At 38.5% G+C, this 22,171-nt stretch carries 22 protein-coding genes; 15 read left to right on the forward strand and 7 right to left on the reverse strand.

Annotated features, from left to right (window positions below):
- Positions 1-35 precede the first annotated feature (35 nt).
- Positions 36-2,675: a DNA topoisomerase (ATP-hydrolyzing) subunit A gene (gene gyrA, locus A6E06_RS04225; RefSeq protein WP_065591785.1), complete on the forward strand. Its 2,640-nt coding sequence runs from the start codon at positions 36-38 to the stop codon at positions 2,673-2,675.
- A 484-nt stretch (positions 2,676-3,159) separates the two neighbouring features.
- Here gyrA and A6E06_RS04230 read toward each other — a convergent pair whose 3' ends face one another.
- The gene (locus A6E06_RS04230; RefSeq protein WP_065591786.1) at positions 3,160-3,867 is read right to left on the reverse strand and encodes a DUF3581 domain-containing protein; all 708 of its coding nucleotides are present in this window, start codon (positions 3,865-3,867) and stop codon (positions 3,160-3,162) included.
- A 210-nt stretch (positions 3,868-4,077) separates the two neighbouring features.
- On the opposite strand from A6E06_RS04230, the gene A6E06_RS04235 reads away from it, so the two are divergent.
- The 11 genes from A6E06_RS04235 (at position 4,078) to A6E06_RS04285 (ending at position 14,689) form a co-directional block, all read left to right on the forward strand.
- A complete protein-coding gene (locus tag A6E06_RS04235; RefSeq protein WP_065591787.1) occupies positions 4,078-4,626 on the forward strand; it encodes a phosphatase PAP2 family protein in 549 nt (182 codons plus the stop codon).
- A 62-nt stretch (positions 4,627-4,688) separates the two neighbouring features.
- On the forward strand, positions 4,689-6,041 hold the full coding sequence (yegD, locus tag A6E06_RS04240) for a molecular chaperone (protein WP_065591788.1): 1,353 nt from the start codon (positions 4,689-4,691) through the stop codon (positions 6,039-6,041).
- Between the two features lie 72 nt (positions 6,042-6,113).
- Positions 6,114-6,431 (forward strand): N(4)-acetylcytidine aminohydrolase, encoded by a 318-nt coding sequence (gene yqfB, locus A6E06_RS04245; RefSeq protein WP_065591789.1) that lies wholly within the window; start codon positions 6,114-6,116, stop codon positions 6,429-6,431.
- Between the two features lie 77 nt (positions 6,432-6,508).
- Positions 6,509-7,693: a multidrug effflux MFS transporter gene (locus A6E06_RS04250; protein ID WP_065591790.1), complete on the forward strand. Its 1,185-nt coding sequence runs from the start codon at positions 6,509-6,511 to the stop codon at positions 7,691-7,693.
- A gap of 55 nt (positions 7,694-7,748) precedes the next feature.
- The gene (locus tag A6E06_RS04255; RefSeq protein ID WP_065591791.1) at positions 7,749-8,831 is read left to right on the forward strand and encodes a site-2 protease family protein; all 1,083 of its coding nucleotides are present in this window, start codon (positions 7,749-7,751) and stop codon (positions 8,829-8,831) included.
- Positions 8,832-8,915: 84 nt separating this feature from the next.
- Positions 8,916-9,662, forward strand: a complete 747-nt coding sequence (locus A6E06_RS04260) for a sporulation protein (RefSeq protein ID WP_065591792.1) — start codon at positions 8,916-8,918, stop codon at positions 9,660-9,662.
- A 223-nt stretch (positions 9,663-9,885) separates the two neighbouring features.
- Positions 9,886-11,814 carry a threonine--tRNA ligase gene (gene thrS, locus A6E06_RS04265; RefSeq protein ID WP_065591793.1) on the forward strand — a complete coding sequence of 643 codons (1,929 nt, stop codon included), beginning with the start codon at positions 9,886-9,888 and terminating at the stop codon, positions 11,812-11,814.
- 3 nt (positions 11,815-11,817) lie between these two features.
- Entirely contained in the window at positions 11,818-12,369 is a 552-nt protein-coding gene (gene infC / locus A6E06_RS19525; protein ID WP_083190274.1) for a translation initiation factor IF-3, read from the forward strand.
- Positions 12,370-12,476: 107 nt separating this feature from the next.
- Positions 12,477-12,671 (forward strand): 50S ribosomal protein L35, encoded by a 195-nt coding sequence (gene rpmI, locus A6E06_RS04275; RefSeq protein ID WP_065591795.1) that lies wholly within the window; start codon positions 12,477-12,479, stop codon positions 12,669-12,671.
- Positions 12,672-12,711: 40 nt separating this feature from the next.
- Positions 12,712-13,065, forward strand: coding sequence for a 50S ribosomal protein L20 (gene rplT, locus A6E06_RS04280; protein WP_012550351.1), 354 nt, complete (start codon positions 12,712-12,714; stop codon positions 13,063-13,065).
- 295 nt (positions 13,066-13,360) lie between these two features.
- Positions 13,361-14,689 carry a ferric reductase-like transmembrane domain-containing protein gene (locus A6E06_RS04285; RefSeq protein WP_255312052.1) on the forward strand — a complete coding sequence of 443 codons (1,329 nt, stop codon included), beginning with the start codon at positions 13,361-13,363 and terminating at the stop codon, positions 14,687-14,689.
- Between the two features lie 96 nt (positions 14,690-14,785).
- Here A6E06_RS04285 and A6E06_RS04290 read toward each other — a convergent pair whose 3' ends face one another.
- From A6E06_RS04290 to A6E06_RS04315, 6 genes are read right to left on the reverse strand one after another with little or no spacing between them, the layout of a single operon-like run.
- A complete protein-coding gene (locus A6E06_RS04290; RefSeq protein WP_065591796.1) occupies positions 14,786-15,565 on the reverse strand; it encodes a heme ABC transporter ATP-binding protein in 780 nt (259 codons plus the stop codon).
- Positions 15,565-16,602, reverse strand: coding sequence for an iron ABC transporter permease (locus tag A6E06_RS04295; protein ID WP_065591797.1), 1,038 nt, complete (start codon positions 16,600-16,602; stop codon positions 15,565-15,567). Before A6E06_RS04295 ends, A6E06_RS04290 begins: the two co-directional genes overlap by 1 nt.
- Before the next feature lie 12 nt (positions 16,603-16,614).
- The gene (locus A6E06_RS04300; protein WP_065591798.1) at positions 16,615-17,463 is read right to left on the reverse strand and encodes a hemin ABC transporter substrate-binding protein; all 849 of its coding nucleotides are present in this window, start codon (positions 17,461-17,463) and stop codon (positions 16,615-16,617) included.
- Positions 17,460-17,879, reverse strand: a complete 420-nt coding sequence (locus A6E06_RS04305) for a biopolymer transporter ExbD (RefSeq protein WP_065591799.1) — start codon at positions 17,877-17,879, stop codon at positions 17,460-17,462. The genes A6E06_RS04300 and A6E06_RS04305 overlap by 4 nt, the downstream gene beginning before the upstream one ends.
- Positions 17,876-18,553 (reverse strand): MotA/TolQ/ExbB proton channel family protein, encoded by a 678-nt coding sequence (locus tag A6E06_RS04310; protein WP_065591800.1) that lies wholly within the window; start codon positions 18,551-18,553, stop codon positions 17,876-17,878. Before A6E06_RS04310 ends, A6E06_RS04305 begins: the two co-directional genes overlap by 4 nt.
- A 16-nt stretch (positions 18,554-18,569) precedes the next feature.
- Complete coding sequence (locus A6E06_RS04315) at positions 18,570-19,310, reverse strand: energy transducer TonB (protein ID WP_083190275.1); 741 nt, start codon at positions 19,308-19,310, stop codon at positions 18,570-18,572.
- Between the two features lie 183 nt (positions 19,311-19,493).
- Here A6E06_RS04315 and hutW point away from each other — a divergent pair, with 183 nt between their 5' ends.
- From hutW to hutZ, 3 genes are read left to right on the forward strand one after another with little or no spacing between them, the layout of a single operon-like run.
- Entirely contained in the window at positions 19,494-20,852 is a 1,359-nt protein-coding gene (gene hutW / locus A6E06_RS04320; protein WP_065591801.1) for a heme anaerobic degradation radical SAM methyltransferase ChuW/HutW, read from the forward strand.
- Between the two features lie 30 nt (positions 20,853-20,882).
- Positions 20,883-21,374 carry a heme utilization cystosolic carrier protein HutX gene (gene hutX / locus A6E06_RS04325; protein ID WP_255312053.1) on the forward strand — a complete coding sequence of 164 codons (492 nt, stop codon included), beginning with the start codon at positions 20,883-20,885 and terminating at the stop codon, positions 21,372-21,374.
- A gap of 29 nt (positions 21,375-21,403) precedes the next feature.
- Positions 21,404-21,934 carry a heme utilization protein HutZ gene (gene hutZ, locus A6E06_RS04330; RefSeq protein ID WP_065591802.1) on the forward strand — a complete coding sequence of 177 codons (531 nt, stop codon included), beginning with the start codon at positions 21,404-21,406 and terminating at the stop codon, positions 21,932-21,934.
- Positions 21,935-22,171 lie beyond the last annotated feature (237 nt).

Below are 22,171 nucleotides of genomic sequence, written 5' to 3' on the forward strand. Positions count from 1 at the left end.
TGATACGACAGAACTAATTGAGGGATATTGGCTCTATGAGCGATCTTGCTAAAGGGATCACGCCCGTAAATATTGAAGATGAGCTTCGAGGTTCATACCTAGACTACGCGATGTCAGTAATCGTTGGTCGTGCTCTTCCAGATGTGCGTGATGGTCTAAAACCTGTACACCGCCGTGTTTTATTTGCGATGGATGTATTAGGTAATGATTGGAATAAACCATATAAAAAATCTGCCCGTGTAGTCGGCGACGTAATTGGTAAGTATCACCCACATGGTGATAGTGCTGTATACGACACGATAGTACGTATGGCGCAGCCGTTCTCACTACGCTATATGCTTGTTGATGGCCAAGGTAACTTTGGTTCTATCGATGGTGACTCTGCTGCGGCAATGCGTTATACCGAAGTTCGTATGTCGAAAATTGCCCACGAATTGTTGGCCGATTTAGACAAAGAAACCGTCGATTACGTTCCTAACTATGATGGTACAGAACAGATCCCTGCGGTATTACCTACTCGTGTACCTAACTTATTAGTTAATGGTTCATCAGGTATCGCAGTTGGTATGGCAACTAATATACCTCCTCATAACTTAACTGAAGTGGTTAATGGTTGTTTAGCATTCATCGAGAATGAAGATATTACTATCGATGAGCTAATAAACTATATTCCAGGTCCTGACTTTCCGACAGCTGCGTTAATCAGTGGTCGTAAAGGCATCATTGATGCATATAAGACAGGTCGCGGTAAAGTTTACATGCGTTCTAAAGCAAATATCGAAGCGGACAAAAATGGTAAAGAAACCATTATTGTTACTGAGATCCCTTATCAAGTTAACAAAGCACGTGTGATCGAAAAGATCGCTGAGCTGGTTAAAGATAAGAAAGTCGAAGGTATTTCAGCACTGCGTGACGAATCTGATAAAGATGGTATGCGTATTGTTATCGAATGTAAGCGTGATGCCGTGGGTGAGGTGGTTCTTAATAACCTGTTCTCATTAACTCAGCTTCAAACTACATTCGGCGTAAACATGGTAGCGCTTGATAACGGCCAACCAAAACTGTTCAACTTAAAAGAAATGTTGAAGTGTTTTGTTGATCACCGTCGTGAAGTGGTAACTCGCCGTACAATTTTTGAATTACGCAAAGCGCGTGATCGTGCTCATATCCTTGAAGGTTTGGCGCTGGCATTAGCAAACATTGATGAGATCATTGATCTAATCAAAAATGCGCCATCACCAGCAGAAGCAAAACAAGGCCTAGTCGCTCGCGGTTGGGATCTTGGTAATGTTGCCGACATGCTAGAGCGTGCTGGTACAGATGCTGCTCGCCCTGATTGGTTAGAGCCAGAGTTTGGTATTCGTGAAGGTAAATACTTCTTAACGGAACAACAAGCTCAAGCAATTCTAGAATTACGTCTACACCGTTTAACTGGTTTAGAACATGAAAAAATTCTAGATGAATACAAAGCACTATTAGATGAAATCGCAGAACTAATGCATATCCTTGCAAGTACTGAGCGTCTAATGGAAATCATTCGTGATGAATTAATAACGGTTCGTGATACTTATGGTGATGAGCGTCGTACTGAAATTGGTGCCGCTATTCACGATATCGATATCGAAGACTTAATCACACAAGAAGATGTTGTAGTAACACTTTCTCGTGAAGGTTATGTTAAGTACCAAATTCTAGGTGATTACGAAGCGCAACGTCGTGGTGGTAAAGGTAAGAGTGCAACTAAGATGAAGGACACCGATTATATCGAGCGTCTACTTGTTGCTAACACTCATGATAATATCCTTTGCTTCTCTACACGTGGTAAAGCATACAGCTTGAAAGTATTCCAACTTCCTCAAGCAAGCCGCACCGCTCGTGGTAAGCCTATCGTGAACATTCTTCCTCTAGAAGAAGGTGAGCGTATTACAGCGATTCTACCAGTATCTGAATACTCTGAAGATAAGTTCATCTTCATGGCAACAGGTGATGGTACGGTTAAGAAAACATCGTTAGACCAATTCGCTAAAGTTCGTGCAAACGGCTTAATTGCAGTTAATCTACGTGAAGATGATTCATTAATCGGCGTCGATATTACGACGGGTTCAAATGAAATCATGCTGTTCTCTAAAGCAGGTAAAGTCGTTCGTTTCAGCGAAGAACATGTTCGCGGAATGGGTCGTACTGCTTCAGGTGTTCGTGGTATGAAACTGACTGGTGAAGATCAGGTTGTTTCATTGATTGTTCCTTCTAATGAAGGTGACATTCTAACGGTGACAGAAAATGGGTACGGTAAACGTACTAAAATTTCTGAATACCCAACGAAGAGCCGTGCAACACAAGGTGTTGTATCTATCAAGGTTTCAGATCGTAACGGCAGTGTTGTCGGTGCAGTTCAAGCTGAAGATGGTGATGAGTTCATGATGATTACTGATGCAGGTACGTTAGTTCGTACACGCGTATCGGAAGTAAGCCAAGTGGGTCGTAATACCCAAGGTGTTACACTGATCCGTACTGCTGAAGATGAAAACGTAGTTGGTTTACAACGCATTGATGAACCAGAAGAGCTTGAAATTCTTGACGGTGATGTAGTAGAAGGTGAAGAAGAGGCGACAGTAATTACTGAAGCAACTGAAACTCCTGACGCTGAATCAGATGAAGATACGACAGAAGAATAATTTTTCTTAATGTATTAAAAAGCCCGCTTATTTTTAAGCGGGCTTTTTTGTCTCTGTAATTTGACAAACTTGAAATGGTTAGCAAATATCAAATTTACGTTGTTCAGAATATAGATCGGTTGTGATGACAAATTTTTCTTTGCCACATGCGATACAAATAGGTTGTCCGAACCAAGCTGCATAGCATTCGCAACAGGAATAATGATTATTCATTAGTGGGGATAGTGTTTTTTCTAAAAGGAGATCATCTAAAGAAGAACGCCTGAATTGGTCTTGTTTTTTTGTATTGATTATCGATTTCATTCTAGCCAGCATTAGTAATGTTATGAATCTCGTAGTATTCATAATCGTTATAGGTATAAGTTAAGTATCATATGATATTTATCGTAAAACAATAGCGCAGATCGTGATTTACCTTGCTTTATTTACAAAAAAAAAGGAGCGAAATGCTCCTTTTTTATAAATGTGTATGGGCTTTATTAAATTAACTATTATAAGCCACTTTTAATGCGGTAAATCTTTCAACTAGATCGTCAATAGCGACTTGATCATAACTTTTCAAACCTGTAGCAATCATGCGCTTTGTGCCATGACCGACTTCTTCACCGTTTTCAGTGAATATGAAGTTTAGTTTAACTAAGCCTCTTTTTCCTTCGATATCCATCGTAGCGCCAGTAAATTCAACTCTTGGTGTTGAAATATCTAAACGAGTAAATTCTACGTCCATGCTCTCATAAATAACCAAAGGACGTTGGCAATTAATCATTAATTGCTTTTCTTCCATTAATGGAACCATGATATGAGGGAAGTTCATACCAGAAAATTGCACATATTGTTTTACAACATGTTCAATAAACTCAGGATTTAAATTTTTCTCGCCGCTACGGCTCACGTGTAAATATTCTTTATCGTTATCATCTGATAATGAATATTCACCTTCTTCAAGGTGATTGATATGTAAAGCGGTCCCACCAGCGACCATTCCGGCAAAGTCAAAATGCATTTTGTTACTAATGCCGGTTTTAGAAAGTAAAACGGCAAACAATAAATCACCAGGAACACAGAAACGTTTTGAGTCTACGTTGTGAATCGGGTTGAAGTCACCAGCCACTTTTTTTGCAAAATCACTTGCTTGTTGACGGGTGAATTCGAATGAATTATCTGTTTCCGAAAAATATTGATTTAACTGCATAATATATTTGGTAAAAACCTAGCTAATGAAATAACAGCGTTAGTATAACCAATCTCTTATCATCAAATGGTCTATCCAGTCATAATAAAAGTAAAAACAATTATTTAACGGTTTCAAATTGTAGATAAATTGACAATTACTTCACGATTAACTCGTTATAATTCCAAAAATAACACTCTAATGCAGTGATTGATTAAATAAAGGTCAAAAATGAAATCGTTAGTAAAAATAGGAATAGCAGGTTCATGTATTTTTATGAGTTCTTTTGCTTGTGCGGAAGTGAAAAAATCAGGAGATATGGCCGCTGATATTGGTGCTGTAGCAATTCCAATCATTGCTGGTTCAATTGCTTTATATAAAGAAGACTATGATGGTTTTTGGATGTTTGCTAAAGGCGCCACTTATACTTTAGCTGCAACGCAAGCGTTGAAATATACCGTGAGAGAAGAACGACCAAATGGAGAGGATGATCTTAGCTTTCCATCAGGGCATTCATCTTCAGCTTTTCAGGGGGCGTCGTATTTACAATTTCGTTATGGTTGGGAGTATGGCTTACCCGCTTATATAGGCGCTGGTTTGGTTGGATATTCAAGAGTAGAGAATGAGCATCACTATTGGAGAGATGTTATTGCAGGTGCGGTATTAGCGACAACAATTCAATATTTGGTGACAGATAAGTATATAGAGTCAAACCAAGTGATGATTATGCCCATAATTAACCAAGATCATGTCGGAATTGCAGCATCTTTCTCATTTTGATTGGCAAAGTCACTGCAAGCGAGTAAAATCAGCTCCCTTTTATCGAAGCTAGGTGTACAACAATGTTTATCGGATTTGACTATGGAACTGCCAATTGCTCAGTGGCTACCATCCAAAATAATCAAGCAAAGCTATTAAAGCTAGAAGGAGACAGCACGTTTATTCCTTCTGCGTTATGTGCGCCTACACGAGAAGCCGTTTCAGAATATTTATTCCGTATTTGGGGTGTTCAGCCAAGTTCAGATATTAATGAGCGTCTACTTCATACCGCCATTTCATTCAACCGTGAAGAAGATATTGATGTAGATGCTGAGTCGATGACATTCGGTCAAGCAGCATTAAATACGTATATTGAAGATCCAGAAGATGTGTATTACGTAAAATCTCCAAAGTCTTTTTTAGGGGTTTCTGGTTTACGTGATGTACAAGTGAGTTTGTTTGAAGATCTTGTTACAGCAATGATGAAAAACATCAAGAACAAGGCAGAACAAGAGCTGCAACAAGAAGTCACTTCAACAGTGATTGGCCGCCCAGTCAACTTCCAAGGCGCTGAAAGTGATGAAGCAAATAGTCAGGCTATCTCAATCCTTTCTCGTGCAGCAATGCGTGTTGGTTTTAAGAATATTGAATTCCAGTTTGAGCCAGTCGCTGCTGGTTTGGATTATGAGCAAACGCTAAACGAAGATAAAACCGTTCTTATTGTTGATATCGGCGGTGGTACAACAGACTGTTCAATGATTCAAATGGGACCATCATGGCGCGATTATCATGATCGCACAAAAGGGATCTTATCTCACAGTGGTTCACGAATTGGTGGTAATGATCTAGATATTCATTTAGCCCATCGCCAATTAATGCCATTATTGGGGTCTCAAAGTCGTACGCACAAAGGGCTTGAGTTACCAATGACGCAGTTCTGGAACCCAATAGCAGTCAACAATATTGTGGCTCAGTTGGAGTTTTTTGGTTTTGGTAATCGTAAGCATCTTTTACAAATGATGAACGACACTCAAGAGCCTGAAAAACTAGCTCGTTTAATTAAATTGTACGATGAAAAACTAAGTTATAAATTACTGCGTGATGCTGAACAAACCAAAATTGCATTGTCAGAGCATTTCGAGCATGCGGTAGATTTAAGCTATTTAGATGAAGGCTTATCGTTATCAATCAGTCGGTCAGATTTGATAGAAGCGATAGCTAAACCACAAGAAAATATTAACAAACTTGTAAAAGAGGCTATTCAGCAAGCAGGCAAAACGCCAGATATTATTTATGTCACCGGTGGTTCTGCTCGTTCACCAATTTTACAAGCAGCATTGCAGAAACAATTACCAAATATTGAAATTGTAGGTGGCAATTACTTTGGCTCAGTTACTGCCGGTTTAGCTCATTGGGCAAATTACTGCTTCGCTTAACGTTACGTATTTTTTATTAATATTTCTCTTCGAGCTGCATTGTCGCAGCTCGAATTGCATTAGGAAAAGACAATGAAATCAGCACCAACAAGCATGACCTTTTTTGAACGTTTTGAATCTGATATTTTATCGGGGAAAAAAGTAATTACCATTCGTGACGAATCAGAAAAAGATTACGTGGTAGGAACTGAAGTAGAAGTCAGTACTTATGAAGATAACCGTCATTTTTGTCGATTAGCGATTGATTCGGTAGAGCCAATTACCTTTGATGATCTTAATACGTATCATGCAGAACAAGAGAACATGACGCTTGAAGAGTTAAAAAATATCATTGAAGAGATCTATCCAAACAAAGGTCAGCTTTATGTTGTGTCTTATCATTTAGCATAAATGGTTTAATGAAATAGGATCAATCTATTAATGCCATAAGGGAGTAGGTATTAACATGGAATGGCAGTCATATAATAATGAGTAGTATTCTTAACACTCATATGAAAAGCATTTTACTTGCATGCTTAATTATTAGTATTGGCCAGTTAAGTATGGGATTAGTTTTCCCATCATTACCTTGGATAGCAAAAGATTTTAATATTAGTCTTAATGAAACTCAGCTGTTAGTGAGTGTGTATTTATTGGGTTTTGGACCGTCTCAATTTATTTATGGGCCAGTGTCTGATGCTTTAGGCCGTAAAAAAGTATTAATTTTTGGTTTGTCTATTGCTTTACTTGGCATTATTTTTATTCTTATATTTCAACATAGCTTTCAAGGTATTGTTCTTGGAAGATTTTTACAGGGGCTTGGTACTGGGTGCTGCGCGGTTTTAGCAAGAGCGTCTACTCGAGACCGGTTTAATGGCGCTGAGCTGCCTATAGCGATGTCTTATATTGCGATGGCGGCATCAATAACCCCAATGATAGCGCCTGTAATTGGCGGGTTTATAAATTATCACTTCGGATGGAGTGTTATCTTTATTTCATTATTTGGCTATGTAGTTATCGCATTATTGGTCATTCTTGTTCAATTTAAAGAAACCTTAATTCAAACTTCTTCGATTCCATCTCCTGTAAATATAGCAAAGCAATACTGGGCTCTACTGACATCTCGCTATTTTATAAGCTTTGCGAGTATTGGTTGGCTTAATTTTACATTAATGATAACCACAATATCTGTCATGCCTTTTATTATGCAAAACCAAATAGGCATGAGTTCTGCTGAATACGCGGTGTGGGCTTTAATACCCGCGATTGGAATGCTATTAGGAACAAGTATTTGTAATCAAGTACGGCCTAAAATTGGCACAAAGAAAATGTTATTATTTACTCCTGTATTGCATTTTATTTCTGCTATATGGTTATTTTTAGTTCCATTAGAGCCAATGTATTTAATGCTTGGACAAGGGTTAATGATCTTGGGGAATGGGATAGCTTTACCGTGTGCCCAAGCCATGGTGATGCAACCTTATAAGAAACAAGCAGGGGCTGCTGCAGCTATGTCTGGGGGAGGGCAAATGATAGTGTCGGCCTTGGTTAGTATGTTGTTAGTAAAAATTGGTTTAAATGCGGTATGGCATCTTTCAATTGTTATTGTTGTTTTTGCTGTCATCACTGTTTGTAATATTTATCGTGGTTTTTCAATGTTGGAAGATCAATAGCGGTTGAGGCTACCCTCAAAAAAGCAATATCATAATCTATATTTTAAGGTAAATAATGGAATTATTATCAATTAACTTTTTAGGGCAACCATTACGCTTAGAAGGTTCAATGGCTGGATGGCAGCAAGTTTTTTGGAATAACACTTTAGTGGCTCAGCAAGCGGCTTCAGCTGACCATCAAGATCATTACCTACATGAGTTTCAGTTGAATAAAGGAGATATTGTGATCACTTGTCGCCTAGAAGCGAAAGTGACATGGCAGCCTTTTTTAATTGAATACAGAGCTATGGTTGATGATGAACTGATTGCAGAAGGTTCTCGTAACACGAAAGATATTGAGCAACAAGTTCCGCATACCCCAATTAAGGCAGAGCGAAAATTTAGTTTAATTGGACTTATCTCATTAGGAATGAAAGCATTAAAAAGTGCAAAACTGATTAAAGTGGTGTTAGCCTCTGCCAGTATTGCCGCTTATTCATGGTTATTTTCTATTGAATTTGCGCTATCGCTTATCGCTTGTCTCGTTTTTCATGAATATGGTCATATCAGAGCGATGAAATACTTTGGCATGAAAACGAAAGGGATCTATTTGATTCCATTTTTAGGAGGCTTAGCACTCAGTGATGAAAAGATAAATACACGTTGGCAAGATGTCGTTATTTCTATCATGGGTCCTTTTTTTGGCTTGATATTATCTCTTGTTCTCATTGTAGTCTATTGGATAACCGGAGAAATGTTCTTTGCAGGTCTTGCTGTTTTTAATGCATTTTTGAACTTATTTAACTTACTACCAATACTCCCTTTAGATGGTGGCCATGTTCTAAAGAGTATTAGCTTTTCAATGAACAGTAAGCTAGGTATTACCTTGTGTGCGTTGGCTGCAGTAGGTGGCATTATCTTGAGTTACCAATTAGGGCTCGCGTTATTTGGGTTCTTACTTATTATGGGAAGTCTTGAGATAGTCTTTGAATGGCGATCTCGTCATCATAGCCATCTATTACCATTAGATAAGTATGGACAGCTTGTATCGACTGCATGGTACGTAGGGTTAGTAAGTTCACTTGTCGGGATTATTTGGTACTTTGCTAGCAGTGGTGATGCTTTATTACAATTACCAATGCAGATTTTAGGAACGTAATCTAAAAGACTCCTATTAAAGTTTACGTAGAGAGTAATATCAGACAGAATTAAATAAGAATAAGCATATGAAAAGGACGAAAAGATGTTTAAAAAATTAAAGGCGTCATTAGGTATAGGTGCCGCGAAGGTAGATACCATTTTAGAAAACCCAGAATTATTTCAGGGTGATACTTTAATCGGTACTGTTCATATCCAAGGTGGCGATGTTGAACAGCAGATTGATGCAATTCACCTAAAACTCAATACAGAAGTTAAAGTAGAAAGTGATAACGGTACTAGCTATCAAACACTGACTTTGTTTCATACCCAAGCGGTGGATCCTTTTGTTATTCGAGTCGGGGAGAAGAAGGAAATACGATTCACAATTAAACTGCCTGATGAAACTCCTATTACAGCATTGAACGTTCGTAATAATCATTGTGATGTTTGGGTTGAAACTGTGTTAGATATTGATTTTGCAATTGACCCGACAGACCGTGATTTACTCGTAGTGAAACCGATGTCAGTTGCAGCCACTATTATTAATCAAATAGAACAAGCTGGTTTTGGCATGGTAAAAGCCGATGTTGAGAAGGGGTACCTTAATGGTGGCCACTTTAAATCGCATTCTGGTGGTTACCAAGAGATTGAGTTTAGAAGTAACGGATTCATCAATAAAAAAGAGATTGAGTTGTCATTTATTCTCGATGGCCAAGTACTTCATTGTTTAGCTGAAGTTGACCGTTCGATGGGGTTTAATCGTGGTGACCAATATGTGTCTTTTTCACTAAATACAAATGCTTCAAGCGCAGAAATACATAATGCAGTGCAAAAGATATTACGCGTATAGCTAACGTTTTTATTTTAAACATATTAAAAGAATCGACATCATTTTTGTGATCTCGATTCTTTTTTGCATTAGGTGATTAAGAGTCGTACAATGACCAACTTGTAAGTGTTCCCGACCTTTGTGTGGTTGATTGATCCTTACATCTTAGACAATCTATTATTTTAGACTTATTAATTTTTAGCATGTGTTGCTTCGTGTGCAACACCACTGTAAAGGATAAAACATGCCTGTAATTACTCTTCCAGACGGTTCTCAACGTCAATTCGATAATGCTGTTTCTACTATGGATGTTGCTGCTGACATCGGTCCAGGTCTTGCGAAAGCTTGTATCGCTGGTCGTGTTGATGGCGTTCGTGTTGATGCGTGTGATTTAATTGAAAATGACGCACAACTTGAAATCATCACAGCAAAAGATGAAGACGGTTTAGAAATCATTCGTCACTCTTGTGCGCACCTTTTAGGTCACGCAGTTAAGCAGCTTTTTCCAGAAGCTAAAATGGCGATTGGTCCAACTATCGATAACGGTTTCTACTACGATATCGATATGGAGCATTCTTTAACGCAAGAAGATCTTGATAAGATTGAAAAGCGTATGAAAGATCTTGCTAAAACCAAGTACCAAGTAATCAAGAAGAACGTAAGCTGGCAAGAAGCTCGCGATGCATTCGATGCTCGTGGCGAAACTTACAAAATTGAAATCCTTGACGAAAACGTATCTAAAGACGATCGTCCAGGCTTATACCACCATGAAGAATACATCGACATGTGTCGTGGTCCACACGTACCAAACATGAGCTTCTGCCAGAATTTCAAAATTCTAAGCGTTGCTGGTGCATACTGGCGTGGTAACAGCGACAACAAAATGCTGCAACGTATCTATGGTACGGCATTCCAAGATAAGAAATTGCTTAAAGCACATCTTATTCGCCTAGAAGAAGCAGCAAAGCGCGATCACCGTAAAATTGGTAAGCATCTTGATTTGTTCCATATGCAACAAGAAGCACCAGGTATGGTTTTCTGGCATCACAACGGGTGGACTATCTTCCGTGAGCTAGAAGTATTTGTTCGTGAAAAACTAACAGAATACGATTACCAAGAAGTAAAAGGTCCATTAATGATGGATCGCGTACTTTGGGAGCGTTCAGGTCACTGGGATAAATACGCAGAAGCGATGTTCACAACAAGCTCAGAGAACCGTGAATACGCAATTAAGCCAATGAACTGCCCAGGTCACGTTCAAATCTTTAACCAAGGTTTGAAGTCATACCGTGATTTACCACTGCGTATGGCTGAGTTCGGCTCATGTCATCGTAATGAACCATCAGGAGCGCTACACGGCATCATGCGTGTTCGTGGCTTCACTCAAGATGATGCTCATATCTTCTGTACAGAAGCACAAGTACAAGATGAAGTGAAATCATGTATTGAGATGGTTTACGATACATACACAACATTTGGTTTTGAAAACATCGTAGTTAAGCTATCTACACGTCCTGAACAACGTGTTGGTTCTGACGAAATGTGGGACAAAGCAGAGGCGGATTTAATCCTTGCATTAGAGTCTATGGAAATCGCTTACGAGATCCAAGAGGGTGAAGGTGCGTTCTACGGACCGAAAATTGAATTTACTTTGCATGATTGTCTGGACCGTGCGTGGCAATGTGGTACAGTGCAGCTAGATTTTGCATTACCAGAGCGTTTAGGGGCAACTTACGTAGGTGAAGATAACGAACGTCACACACCAGTGATGATTCACCGCGCGATTTTAGGTTCACTTGAGCGCTTCATTGGTATCTTGATTGAAGACTACGCAGGCTTTTTCCCAACATGGTTGGCGCCAGAACAAGCAATTGTGATGGGCATTACAGACAAACAAGCTGATTATGTACAAGAAATTGCAAAAAAACTGCAAAAAAATGGATTTAGAGTCAAAGCGGACTTGAGAAATGAGAAGATTGGCTTTAAAATCAGGGAACATACTTTGAAACGTGTTCCGTACATGCTTGTTTGTGGTGACCAAGAAATGGAAGCCGGAGAAATTGCAGTACGTACACGTAAAGGTAAAGATTTGGGTAAATTTAAAATTGATGATTTTGTTGCATTCCTGCAGCAAGAAGTTAGTGCCCGAACGCTCAATACTGTGGAGGAATAAGGTATTAAAGGCGGAAAAAGAGCCCAACAGCCGGCTAAACAAAATGCTCATCGTCTAAACGGTGAAATTATTGGCGTTAAAGAAGTACGCCTTACAGGTCTAGATGGCGAGTCAGTTGGTGTCGTTTCACTAAATGAAGCGTTAGACGTTGCACTTGAAGCAGGTGTCGATCTAGTTGAAATCAGCCCGAATGCCGAGCCACCAGTCTGTCGTGTGATGGACTATGGCAAATTCCTCTTCGAAAAGGCTAAGGCTGCTAAAGAGCAGAAGAAAAAACAGAAACAGGTTCAAACTAAAGAAATTAAATTTAGACCTGGGACTGATATTGGAGACTATCAGGTAAAACTACGCAACCTGACTGGTTTCCTGGAAGAAGGCAACAAAGTGAAGGTAACAATTCGCTTCCGTGGCCGAGAGATGGCTCACCAAAACATCGGTGTTGACGTTCTTAATCGTTTGAAAGCGGATACTGAAGAATTTGCAGTAGTCGAATCATTTCCAACGAGAATTGAAGGTCGCCAGATGATTATGGTGTTAGCCCCTAAAAAGAAGTAATTTAGTGCATTCAAGTAGTAAAGTAGGGTAGCTGTTCGCAGTTGTCCTGTTTTATTCGCCTAATTACTATATGTTTAATCACGCAACAATGCGGAGTTATATTCATCATGCCTAAGATGAAATCAAACAAAGGTGCTTCTAAGCGTTTTAAGAAAACTGCTGGTGGTATCAAATTTAAGCACGCTACGAAACGTCACATCCTGACTAAACGTACTACTAAAAACAAGCGTCAGCTTCGTCCAAACTCTCTACTTCCTAAATGTGAAGTAGCAGCAGTTTTACGTATGCTTCCATACGCATAATTTTTAGTTAATTTATTATATTTAGTTTAGGAGAGACACAATGCCTCGCGTAAAACGTGGTGTACAAGCTCGTGCACGTCATAAGAAAGTACTGAAACAAGCTAAAGGTTATTACGGAGCACGTTCACGTGTTTATCGTGTAGCTTTCCAGGCAGTTACTAAAGCAGGACAATATGCTTACCGTGACCGTCGTAATAAAAAGCGTGTTTTCCGTCAACTTTGGATCGCTCGTATCAATGCTGCTGCTCGTCAGAACGGCCTATCTTACAGCCGTTTCATCAACGGTCTTAAGAAAGCATCTATTGAAATCGATCGTAAGATCCTAGCTGACATCGCTGTATTCGACAAAGTAGCATTCGCTGCTCTTGTTGCTAAGGCGAACGCTGCTCTTTAATTAGAACAGTTTCAAGGCTTTAAGACTAATTAAGGAGAGCACTAGCTCTCCTTTTTTTATGCCTGTAATATCTACCTATCTACCTATCTACCTATCTACCTATCTACCTATCTACCTATCTACCTATCTACCTATCTATCTTATGCCATATTCAGTTTGTAGCGGCTCATTTCATTTAGAACAGACTTAGGTGTAATGTCAGGTTTTGTAAAAGAGCGGCAGCAAATGTAAATCCACTTTTGATTTATTTATTAAAGCATATTATCTATGTAGTTAATTCACCTTATGAGTGTCGATGATGCGTAAATTTACGATTTTTCTTCTTTTACTATGGCTACCTTCTTTTGTGTCATCATTTTATGAACTTGATAATATGATGGACTTACGTAAGCAGCTTATTGTACTAACGGGCTGGTTAGGCTTTGCCTACATGGGGGCGGCAATAATTCTTTCTGCACGATTCAAATGGGTAGACGGTGTAGTGAAAGGATTAGATAAAGGTTACGCACTGCATAAAAAATTAGGGATCTCAGCATTTATCACTCTAATTTTGCATTGGGCCGTTATCAAAAGTGCGCATTGGGCTGTTCAATTGGGTTTACTTATTCGTCCCTTGCATCAAGGAAAAGGGAAAGGCCAATTAATGTCAGGTGTTGATTGGGTATCAATGGCTGAAAAAGTCGGAGATATATCATTCAAGTTTTTCATTATTTTTACCATTATCAGTTTAGTCGAAAGGTTTAGTTACAAAAAATTTAAAGGGGTCCATAAAATTGGTGGAGTATTAATGTTGGCCGGTATTTTTCATACTCTTCTTTTGATCAACTGGGATCTTTCGTTAATACCGATGAATATCGCGATCATACTGATATCGATTATCTCAGTCTGGTGCGCATTCCTATCATTAACGGGTTCTATTGGTAAGAAAAATAAAATAAAAGGCGAAGTTATACGCGTTGATAAATTTAAGAGTGGATCAGATTCAACAATGGTAGCTCGTCTGCAAATTAAGCTTGAAAATTCATTACAATATAAAGAAGGTCAATTTGCTTATATTAACTTCCATGATGGTGAAGCTCCGCATCCGTTCTCTATCCTAAATTATGATGAAGATAGAAAATTGGTTGAATTTGGGATCAAAGATCTTGGTGATTACACCCATACATTAGTCAATGAGATAAACACAAGAACAAAAGTGACCGTTGAGGGGGGCTATGGCTACTTTCAGGTATCATCAGATGCGAATCAAGTATGGATAGGGGCAGGAATTGGCATTGTTCCACTACTTTCTCGGCTATATTGGCTTCAAAAAACAGCGAATACAGGAAAAAATAAGATTAAAAAGATCCATCTATTCTATTGTGTAAACAATGAAAAAGAAGCGTTCTTCAATGCTGAAATTAAGGTGATACTACGTAGTATGGACTTTATTGAGTTACACCTTATTGAGTCAAATAAAGGAAATAGATTAACGTCTGAGCAGATTTTAAAGAGCATGGATAATAAAGCGTTTTCAGTTAGCTTTTGTGGCCCTGAAGGATTTGGTGTTAGCTTGAAAGACACATTAGTAAAAGCCGGTTTATCAGAAGCATCATTCCATAAAGAAATATTTAAAATGCGTTAAAGAATAAGTTGTCTGCAATTGAAAAGAAGAGCTGATAAGTGATGCGAGCTCTTCTTTTCATATTATTGGAATTGTTTTCTTATAAATGTTGAAGGTTTAAGCCGCATACACCACAGGAAAATCATACATTGGGTGCGCTTGTATTAACGTTTTATGCCCATATACATTTTCAATCATTCCTGTTGTTATCGTTTCCCAAGGGGCTCCATCAGCTTGCAGTTTCCCATCTTTTAATACAATCACTCTATCTGAGTATTGCGCGGCTAAATTCAAATCATGTAATACTACTACTACGGCTGCCCCTTCATTTGCTAATTCCCGCACTAAACGTAATGTATTATGTTGGTGAGATAAATCTAAAGCGGAGGTGGGTTCATCAAGCATGATAATCTTCTGTTGATGTTGACTTACTTGCGTTAGTACGCGTGCTAAATGAACACGTTGTTTTTCACCACCAGAGAGGGAAGGGTAGAGTCTTTCTGTTAAATGAAAGATCCCTGTTTTCTTCATCATAGATTGAGTGGTCTGTTTCAATGCTTTATTGGGAAGATCTAAAGGCAATCCACCAAGTTCAACCACTTCATCAACATTAAAAGAAAAAGATAAGCTACTCTGTTGTGGAAGAATACCAAGTTGCTGTGCTAACAACGTTTTATTCCAATCCTCTTTTCTCTTATTGAAATAGAGGATTTCATGGTTAGATTCGATTTCATTACATAGCATTTTCAATAACGTACTCTTTCCTGCGCCATTAGGCCCAAGTAAAGTGGTTACTTCACCACAATGAAGATCTAAATTAATATCGTCTAAAATAATCTTATTATTTATCCGATAAGAGATATTTTTTGCTGAAATAGCAACAGACTTAGAGTGCATTAGAGCTTTCCCCTTTGAGTAAATAATAGATATAAAAAGAAAGGTGCACCAATAATCGCGGTAACAATACCGACAGGAAGTTCCGCGGGGCTTACCGCTACACGAGCAAACATATCGGCACAAGTGAGTAAAAGGCCACCTAAAAGAGCTGATAGAGGTAATAAGGTTTTATGATTTGGTCCTGCTATCATGCGACCGAGATGAGGAATAATAAGGCCTATAAACCCAATCATACCCGATAAGCTGACAGTGATCCCTACACCAATAGCACTTAAAATAATCATTCGTTTTTTTAATGATTGAACGTTAATCCCTAAATGTTTTGCTTCTGCTTCACCAAGTAACAATGCATTTAATCCTGATGCATTTTTCATAAAGAGAGATAGAAGAACAACAAGTCCAAAACTCGCTAATAATAAGTCAGGCCACCTTGCTCCCGCTAATGATCCCATTGACCATAAAGAGAGGTCGCGTAACATTTGGTCATCCGCAATAAAGTTTAAATAACCAATTCCTGCACCAGATAATGCACTAATAGCAACGCCAGCTAACAGCATTACTGTGATAGAGGTGCCAAACTTGCTAGTCCCTAAACTATAAACAATTAAAGTGGTAATCGCTCCTCCAAGAAAAGCAAAAACAGGCACTGCAGCAAAGTTCATGAATAGCGGGTATTTCTCCGAAATCGAAGAGAATAGAACGATCGCGGTTGCAGCACCAAGAGCGGCTCCTGCCGATACACCTATAATCCCAGGTTCAGCAAGTGGGTTACGAAATAACCCCTGCATTACAACGCCAGATATCGCTAAAATAGCCCCAACAAGCATGCATAATAACGTTCTAGGCAATCTAACTTGATGAATGATCAAATCAATATGAGCAGGCGTTTCAATACTAGACCAAGGTACTAAGCTGTTAAAGCTGTCACTTAAGCTAATATTCATTGGTCCTGTAGCAATAGAGCCCAGAGCAATAAAGGTAAGAAAAAAAGCACAAATGCTTAATAATTTTGAATAAGGAATGTATTTCAACAACATAATGAATTCATCCTATGGGTAAAGCAGAGTGTTAAGACGAGCAGCCTCATCAAGGGTCGCTAAACCTAGTCCACCAACGAGTGCAGAGCCATTAATCCCGATGATTTTCTTGTTGATACCTGCGGGAGTTGACGCCAAGGTAGGTATGGATTTAATTATGTTATCAATACCATCTAATTTTTTTAAACTGCGATCACTAACTAAAATTACATCGGGTTGCATAGAGATCATCGCTTCCATTGAGAGAGGCTTGAAAGAGGACATTAATTGTTGGGCTGGATTGATACCACCAGCCAGACTGATCATTTCGTCCATCGTAGTATCACTGCCTGCCACATAAGGTGCTCGGCCTTCATGTAACAATAAATAGAGCACTTTTTTTTGTTTATCTTTGTTTGGGATATTGCTTTTTAACTGCGCGACTTTTTTATTAACACTATCTTTAATTTTTTGAGCTTGTTCTTGATGTTGAGTAATCGCTGCAATTTCATCAATACGTTCTAATAAGCCTTGGATCGTTGGTTTGGTATTTACCACACTGACTTTAATATTAGACTGAACAAGTAAATCTAATGTTGTCTTTGGCCCCATCTCATCAGAGCCAATAATTTGAGTTGGCTGTAATGCTAATAGACCTTCAGTTGATAATTGGCGATGGTAGCCAATTTTAGGTAATTGAGCCGCTTGTGGAATTTTGCTAGTAACATCAACGGCAACAAGAGATTCTTGAGCATTTAACGCATAAATTAACTCAGTCACAGCACTGCCAGCACTGATGATTCGTTCTTGTGCAAAGGTTATTGAAGGCATTGAGGAAATGATTAAAGTAAGTAAAGCTGAAGTCAGTTTTAATTTGTTCATGATTTATTTTCGTCCATTAAAATTTGAGTTGCTTTGATATCATTGTTTTGTAGAAAGGCGAGTAGTTTAACCATGTGTTGGATTTCCGCTGATTTGTCAGAGGCGATAACAACTTGAAAGTCCGGTTTTTGTTTTACTTGAATTAATAAGCTTTGTGTAAAACTCTCCCAAGAAGAGTAGGACTTTCCATCTAATCCCCAATAAGGTGCATTTTCTAAAATATTTACGGTAAGAGATTTACTATCTACATCTGATACCGCCTCTGTTTCAGCGCTAGGTAAACTAACTTCAAGCGATTGAAGCTTTACTGTGGCTGTTAATAGAAGAAATACCATCACAATAAAAATAATATCTAATAAAGGGGTTAAGTCGGGTTGAAATGACTCAGAAGAAGTCTCGTTAGCCAGCTTTATCATACGATCACCACTTTATTTACTGAATTTTCTTCTACTTTTTCGTTTGTAGTGAATACACCCTCGACCCATAAATTAGTGTAATTTAATGAATGTTCTAAGCGAGTAAAAATACGATCTGCCCATAACCCTAATAATTGAGCACTTGAAATAGCGGGTAGGGCAATAATTAAACCGATGGCAGTTGTTCGCATAGCAAGTCCCAGTCCATCTGCAAGTATGTTCGGGGTAATCGATCCTGTGGTTGCGGCGACATCTTTGAACATATCAATAAGACCAAGCACTGTGCCTAATAAGCCAAACAGTGGGCTGATCATACCAATTAATGACAATAAACGAAGGCCTGAACGCAGTTGGTATCGTTTCTCTTGTAGCCATAACCCGGCAACATCTTCACGCAGCGTTTTCGCAAAGTTACGGTGGGCAAGTAACATGGCGTTACCTTTGGCTGATAAAGCTCTTCGGTGTTTTAGAGTGGTAATTAATGTCTCTATTCCTTGCTCATCATTTTTATCCAATTGTGCTAAAGATTGTTTGATTGAACGGTGAGAGCAACCAGAAAATAATAGCAGTTGAATAGATCGTTCAATTAATAACGCTAAGGTAATTAAAGAGCAACATAATAACGGTAAGGCCATAAGACCTAATTGAGAATATAAATGAGAAAAATTGAGCATGTTAATGTCCATACAACTAGTTTAGTGAAAATCGAACAGGGATCTGAACGCGATGAGCGATAGCCTGACCATTAATAATTTGTGGTGAAAATTTCCAATCACGTATAGCGTTAAGAGCCGCTTCATCAAGAACGCTTGCTCCAGATGAAGTAATTAATTCTTGTTTAATTTGCTTTCCTTTTTCATTAAGCCAAATCTCATATAGAGCGGTTCCTTCAACACCTTTACGCTGTGCAATTCGAGGGTAACGAGGAGCGCTAGGACGCTTTAGGAAACTTGGTTTCTGAATTAACTGTGGTTTCTCTGTTGCTCCTGATTTTGATGCAACAGGTTTTGCGGTACTGTCTGTTTTAGCAATGTCTTGCTTTGTTTTTGTTACTGATTCTTTAGGTGTTGCCTTTGATTTCGCTTGTTCCACAGCTGGTTTTGGTTGCTTCTTAACTGGTGGTTTTGGGTTGCTTGGCTTTATTTTTGACGGTTTTTTTGTATGTTCTATTTTCTTAGTGATTGGTTTTTTGGGCTTAACCGTTTCCATTTTTTTTTCCAGAGCTTCGGTTTTGATTTCTTCTTTGTGTGGCTCGGTCTTTTTAACTGAAGACATTGCTGGTGCGCTAGGAGCAACAAGCTGAATGTTCACTTGTGAGGATTGGCTTCCAGTAGGCATAGCAAATGCTTTCTTTTCTGGCACAGACCAAAGAAGAATGGTGTGAACAGCTAAAGAAAATCCAACGGCAGCAAGGTAACGAAAGTTCAGCACGAATAACTCCATATCAAATTTATACCAAGCAAAATTGGTAACAGAACATCAAAAGATAGGGATTATTATAAACGGAATAGAAATGAGATCAATTATCAATTGCATTATCATTTAAAAATAATTTATGATGTAAAAAGAAACGAAGCTCTTAGCGGTAAAGAGTAGAGAAGTAGAATTGAAATCATGAATAAACAGATAAATTTACATCAGCTACCCACATCAATCTTAGGTGAAAGCACACCAGAACCTTTGCTTTATGCTTTTCAAAGAAAATCATCAGCTCATGCTGGGGGAGGTTCAGTTCCGATTAATCAGGCACATTTTACAGAGCGTTTTGATAAGGCTTTGTCAGAGACAGCAGAATTAAGTAATCACCGTTGCTTATATATACATATCCCTTTTTGTCGTGTGCGTTGTACATATTGTAATTTCTTCCAACACGCTTCAAGTAAAAGTCTAGTTGCAGATTATTTTGATGCATTGATGATTGAGTTGAAATGGAAAGCGAAATTAGCTTGGACACAAGCTGCACCATTTCACGCGGTCTATATTGGTGGAGGAACGCCAACGGATCTGAGTGCGGATCAAATTGAAAAACTAGGTAAAGCTATTCGTCATTATTTTCCTTTAGTAACAGATTGTGAAATTACCCTAGAAGGGCGTATTAATCGATTTGATGAAGAGATGTTTGATAAATCACTTGAAGGTGGGTTCAATCGATTCTCTTTTGGCGTACAGAGCTTTAATACCAAAGTTAGACGTTCAGCCAAACGTTTAGATGACAAAGAGTACGTACTACGAAGAATTCAAGAGCTCAGTAAAGCTAACCAAGCTCCAATTGTAGTTGATCTCCTCTATGGCTTGCCATATCAAACTGCTGAGATATGGCAGCAGGATCTAAATGACTTCTTAGAAACAGGGGCCCATGGTGTTGATCTGTATCAGCTGATTGAGATGGGCGGGACACCAATGCAAGGGATGATTGAAAACGGAAAATTACCACAACCCGCTTCGACAGAAGAAAAAGCGTATATGTACCAATACGGTGTTGATTTCATGAAAAAACATCACCTACATAGATTAAGTGTAAATCATTGGGCAAGAGACAACAGAGAGCGCAGTATTTATAACAGTTTAGCTAAAACAACGGCTGAAGTTTTGCCTGTTGGTTGTGGTGCTGGTGGTAATGTTGGCGGTGTTGGTATCATGCAGCATCGAACGCTTAACAGTTATATAGACTCAATTAATAGCAATCAAATGCCTATCGCAATGATGACGCAATCAGCAACTTCGGCAGGTCTGTTTTCAATGATAAAGGCGGGGTTTGATCGTGGTGTTCTATCGCGTCAGCTATTACTACCGCATTCATCACAAGATATTTTTCACTATCTAATGCCCTTATTCCAACATTGGCAAAATAATGGTCTTGTGATCGTAAACAATGACTATTTAAGTTTGACGTTAGCTGGCGAATTTTGGGCGGTAACTTTGGCTCAAGGTGCTATATCAGCGCTGTCCCAAGTAAATGAAAAAGCAGCTTAATCACAATTAATGAAATATAGAGAATGAATCGTGAATAAAGAAATTATGGAAATCCTAAATAAAGACCCATCGCTTCTACCAAGTGATATTGCAAAAAAATTAAATTTATCAGAATTTGATGTCGTGAAATCTTTACCTGAAACCATGGTTACGTTAATTGATGGCGTAAAAGCTCAAGAGATCTTAGAGGGCCTTGTTGGCTTTGGCGATGTTACCACTATTGTACGTTTATTTGGTTCAATTTTTGAGGTGAAAGCACCGTTTCCAAAAGGAAAGCTTGCTCATGGTTACTACAATTTAATGGGGCGTAATGGTGAGTTACATGGTCACTTAAATCTAGAGTTAATGCACGATATCGCTTTAGTTAGTAAGCCGTTTAGAGGTTCAGAAAGCCACTACTTTGGTTTCTTTGATCAAGACGGTCATTCGATTTTTAAAATTTATTTAGGCAGGGATAAAAAGCGTCAACTGCTTCCCGAACAAGTTAGTGCTTTTAATGTCTTAAAACAAGAATATAAATAAGTCAGAATATAATTTAAAAGGAAATAAAAATGAGCTCAGCAGTTAAACAAGAAAGATTACAAAATCGTCTTGGTCCTGAAATTCAAGAGTTTCGTGATTCACGTAAAACCCTTCAATTAGCAACCGTAGATTGTGAGGGGAAGCCAAACGTAAGCTATGCGCCCTTTGTTTTATTAGACGATGGTTACTATATATTGATTTCAGAAATTGCACGTCACGCAAGGAATCTTCTGCAAAACCCTGATGCATCATTAATGCTCGTAGAAGATGAAGATACGTCAAAACAATTATTTGCGCGTAAACGTCTTACCTTCGATGCGACGGCCATATTAGTTACTCGTGATGAAGATAAGTGGGAAAAGGCAGTTGCACAAATGAAAGAACGTTTTGGTGAGATTATCGATGGATTGAGCTCATTGGAGGATTTTAAGTTGTTCAGATTAAAGCCGATACAAGGTTTGTTTGTAAAAGGTTTTGGTCAGGCTTTTCAAGTGAGTGGTGATGATCTTGTGGACTTTATTCACTTAGAAGAAGGTCATAAGAAGCGAGAAACTGCCTAGTTTTAACGCAAATTTGATTGTTTAACCAGTAAAGCCAAGCGAATTGATAGCTTGGCTTTTTTATAATCAATACAGATACATCCCTATATATCCTACCGGTATAATTACCGTATATAAATCCAATTAAATTGGCACGATTTTTAGTTTGATTGATTTTCAAGCGTGAAAGTGCCGTTGATCGCATAATCTTTAACCAAAATAGGCATCTTGTTTTTTACTGATATTATCTGTTCTTAA

It is taken from the genome of Aliivibrio sp. 1S175 (genome assembly GCF_001690985.1).
In the GTDB taxonomy this organism is placed as follows: domain Bacteria; phylum Pseudomonadota; class Gammaproteobacteria; order Enterobacterales; family Vibrionaceae; genus Aliivibrio.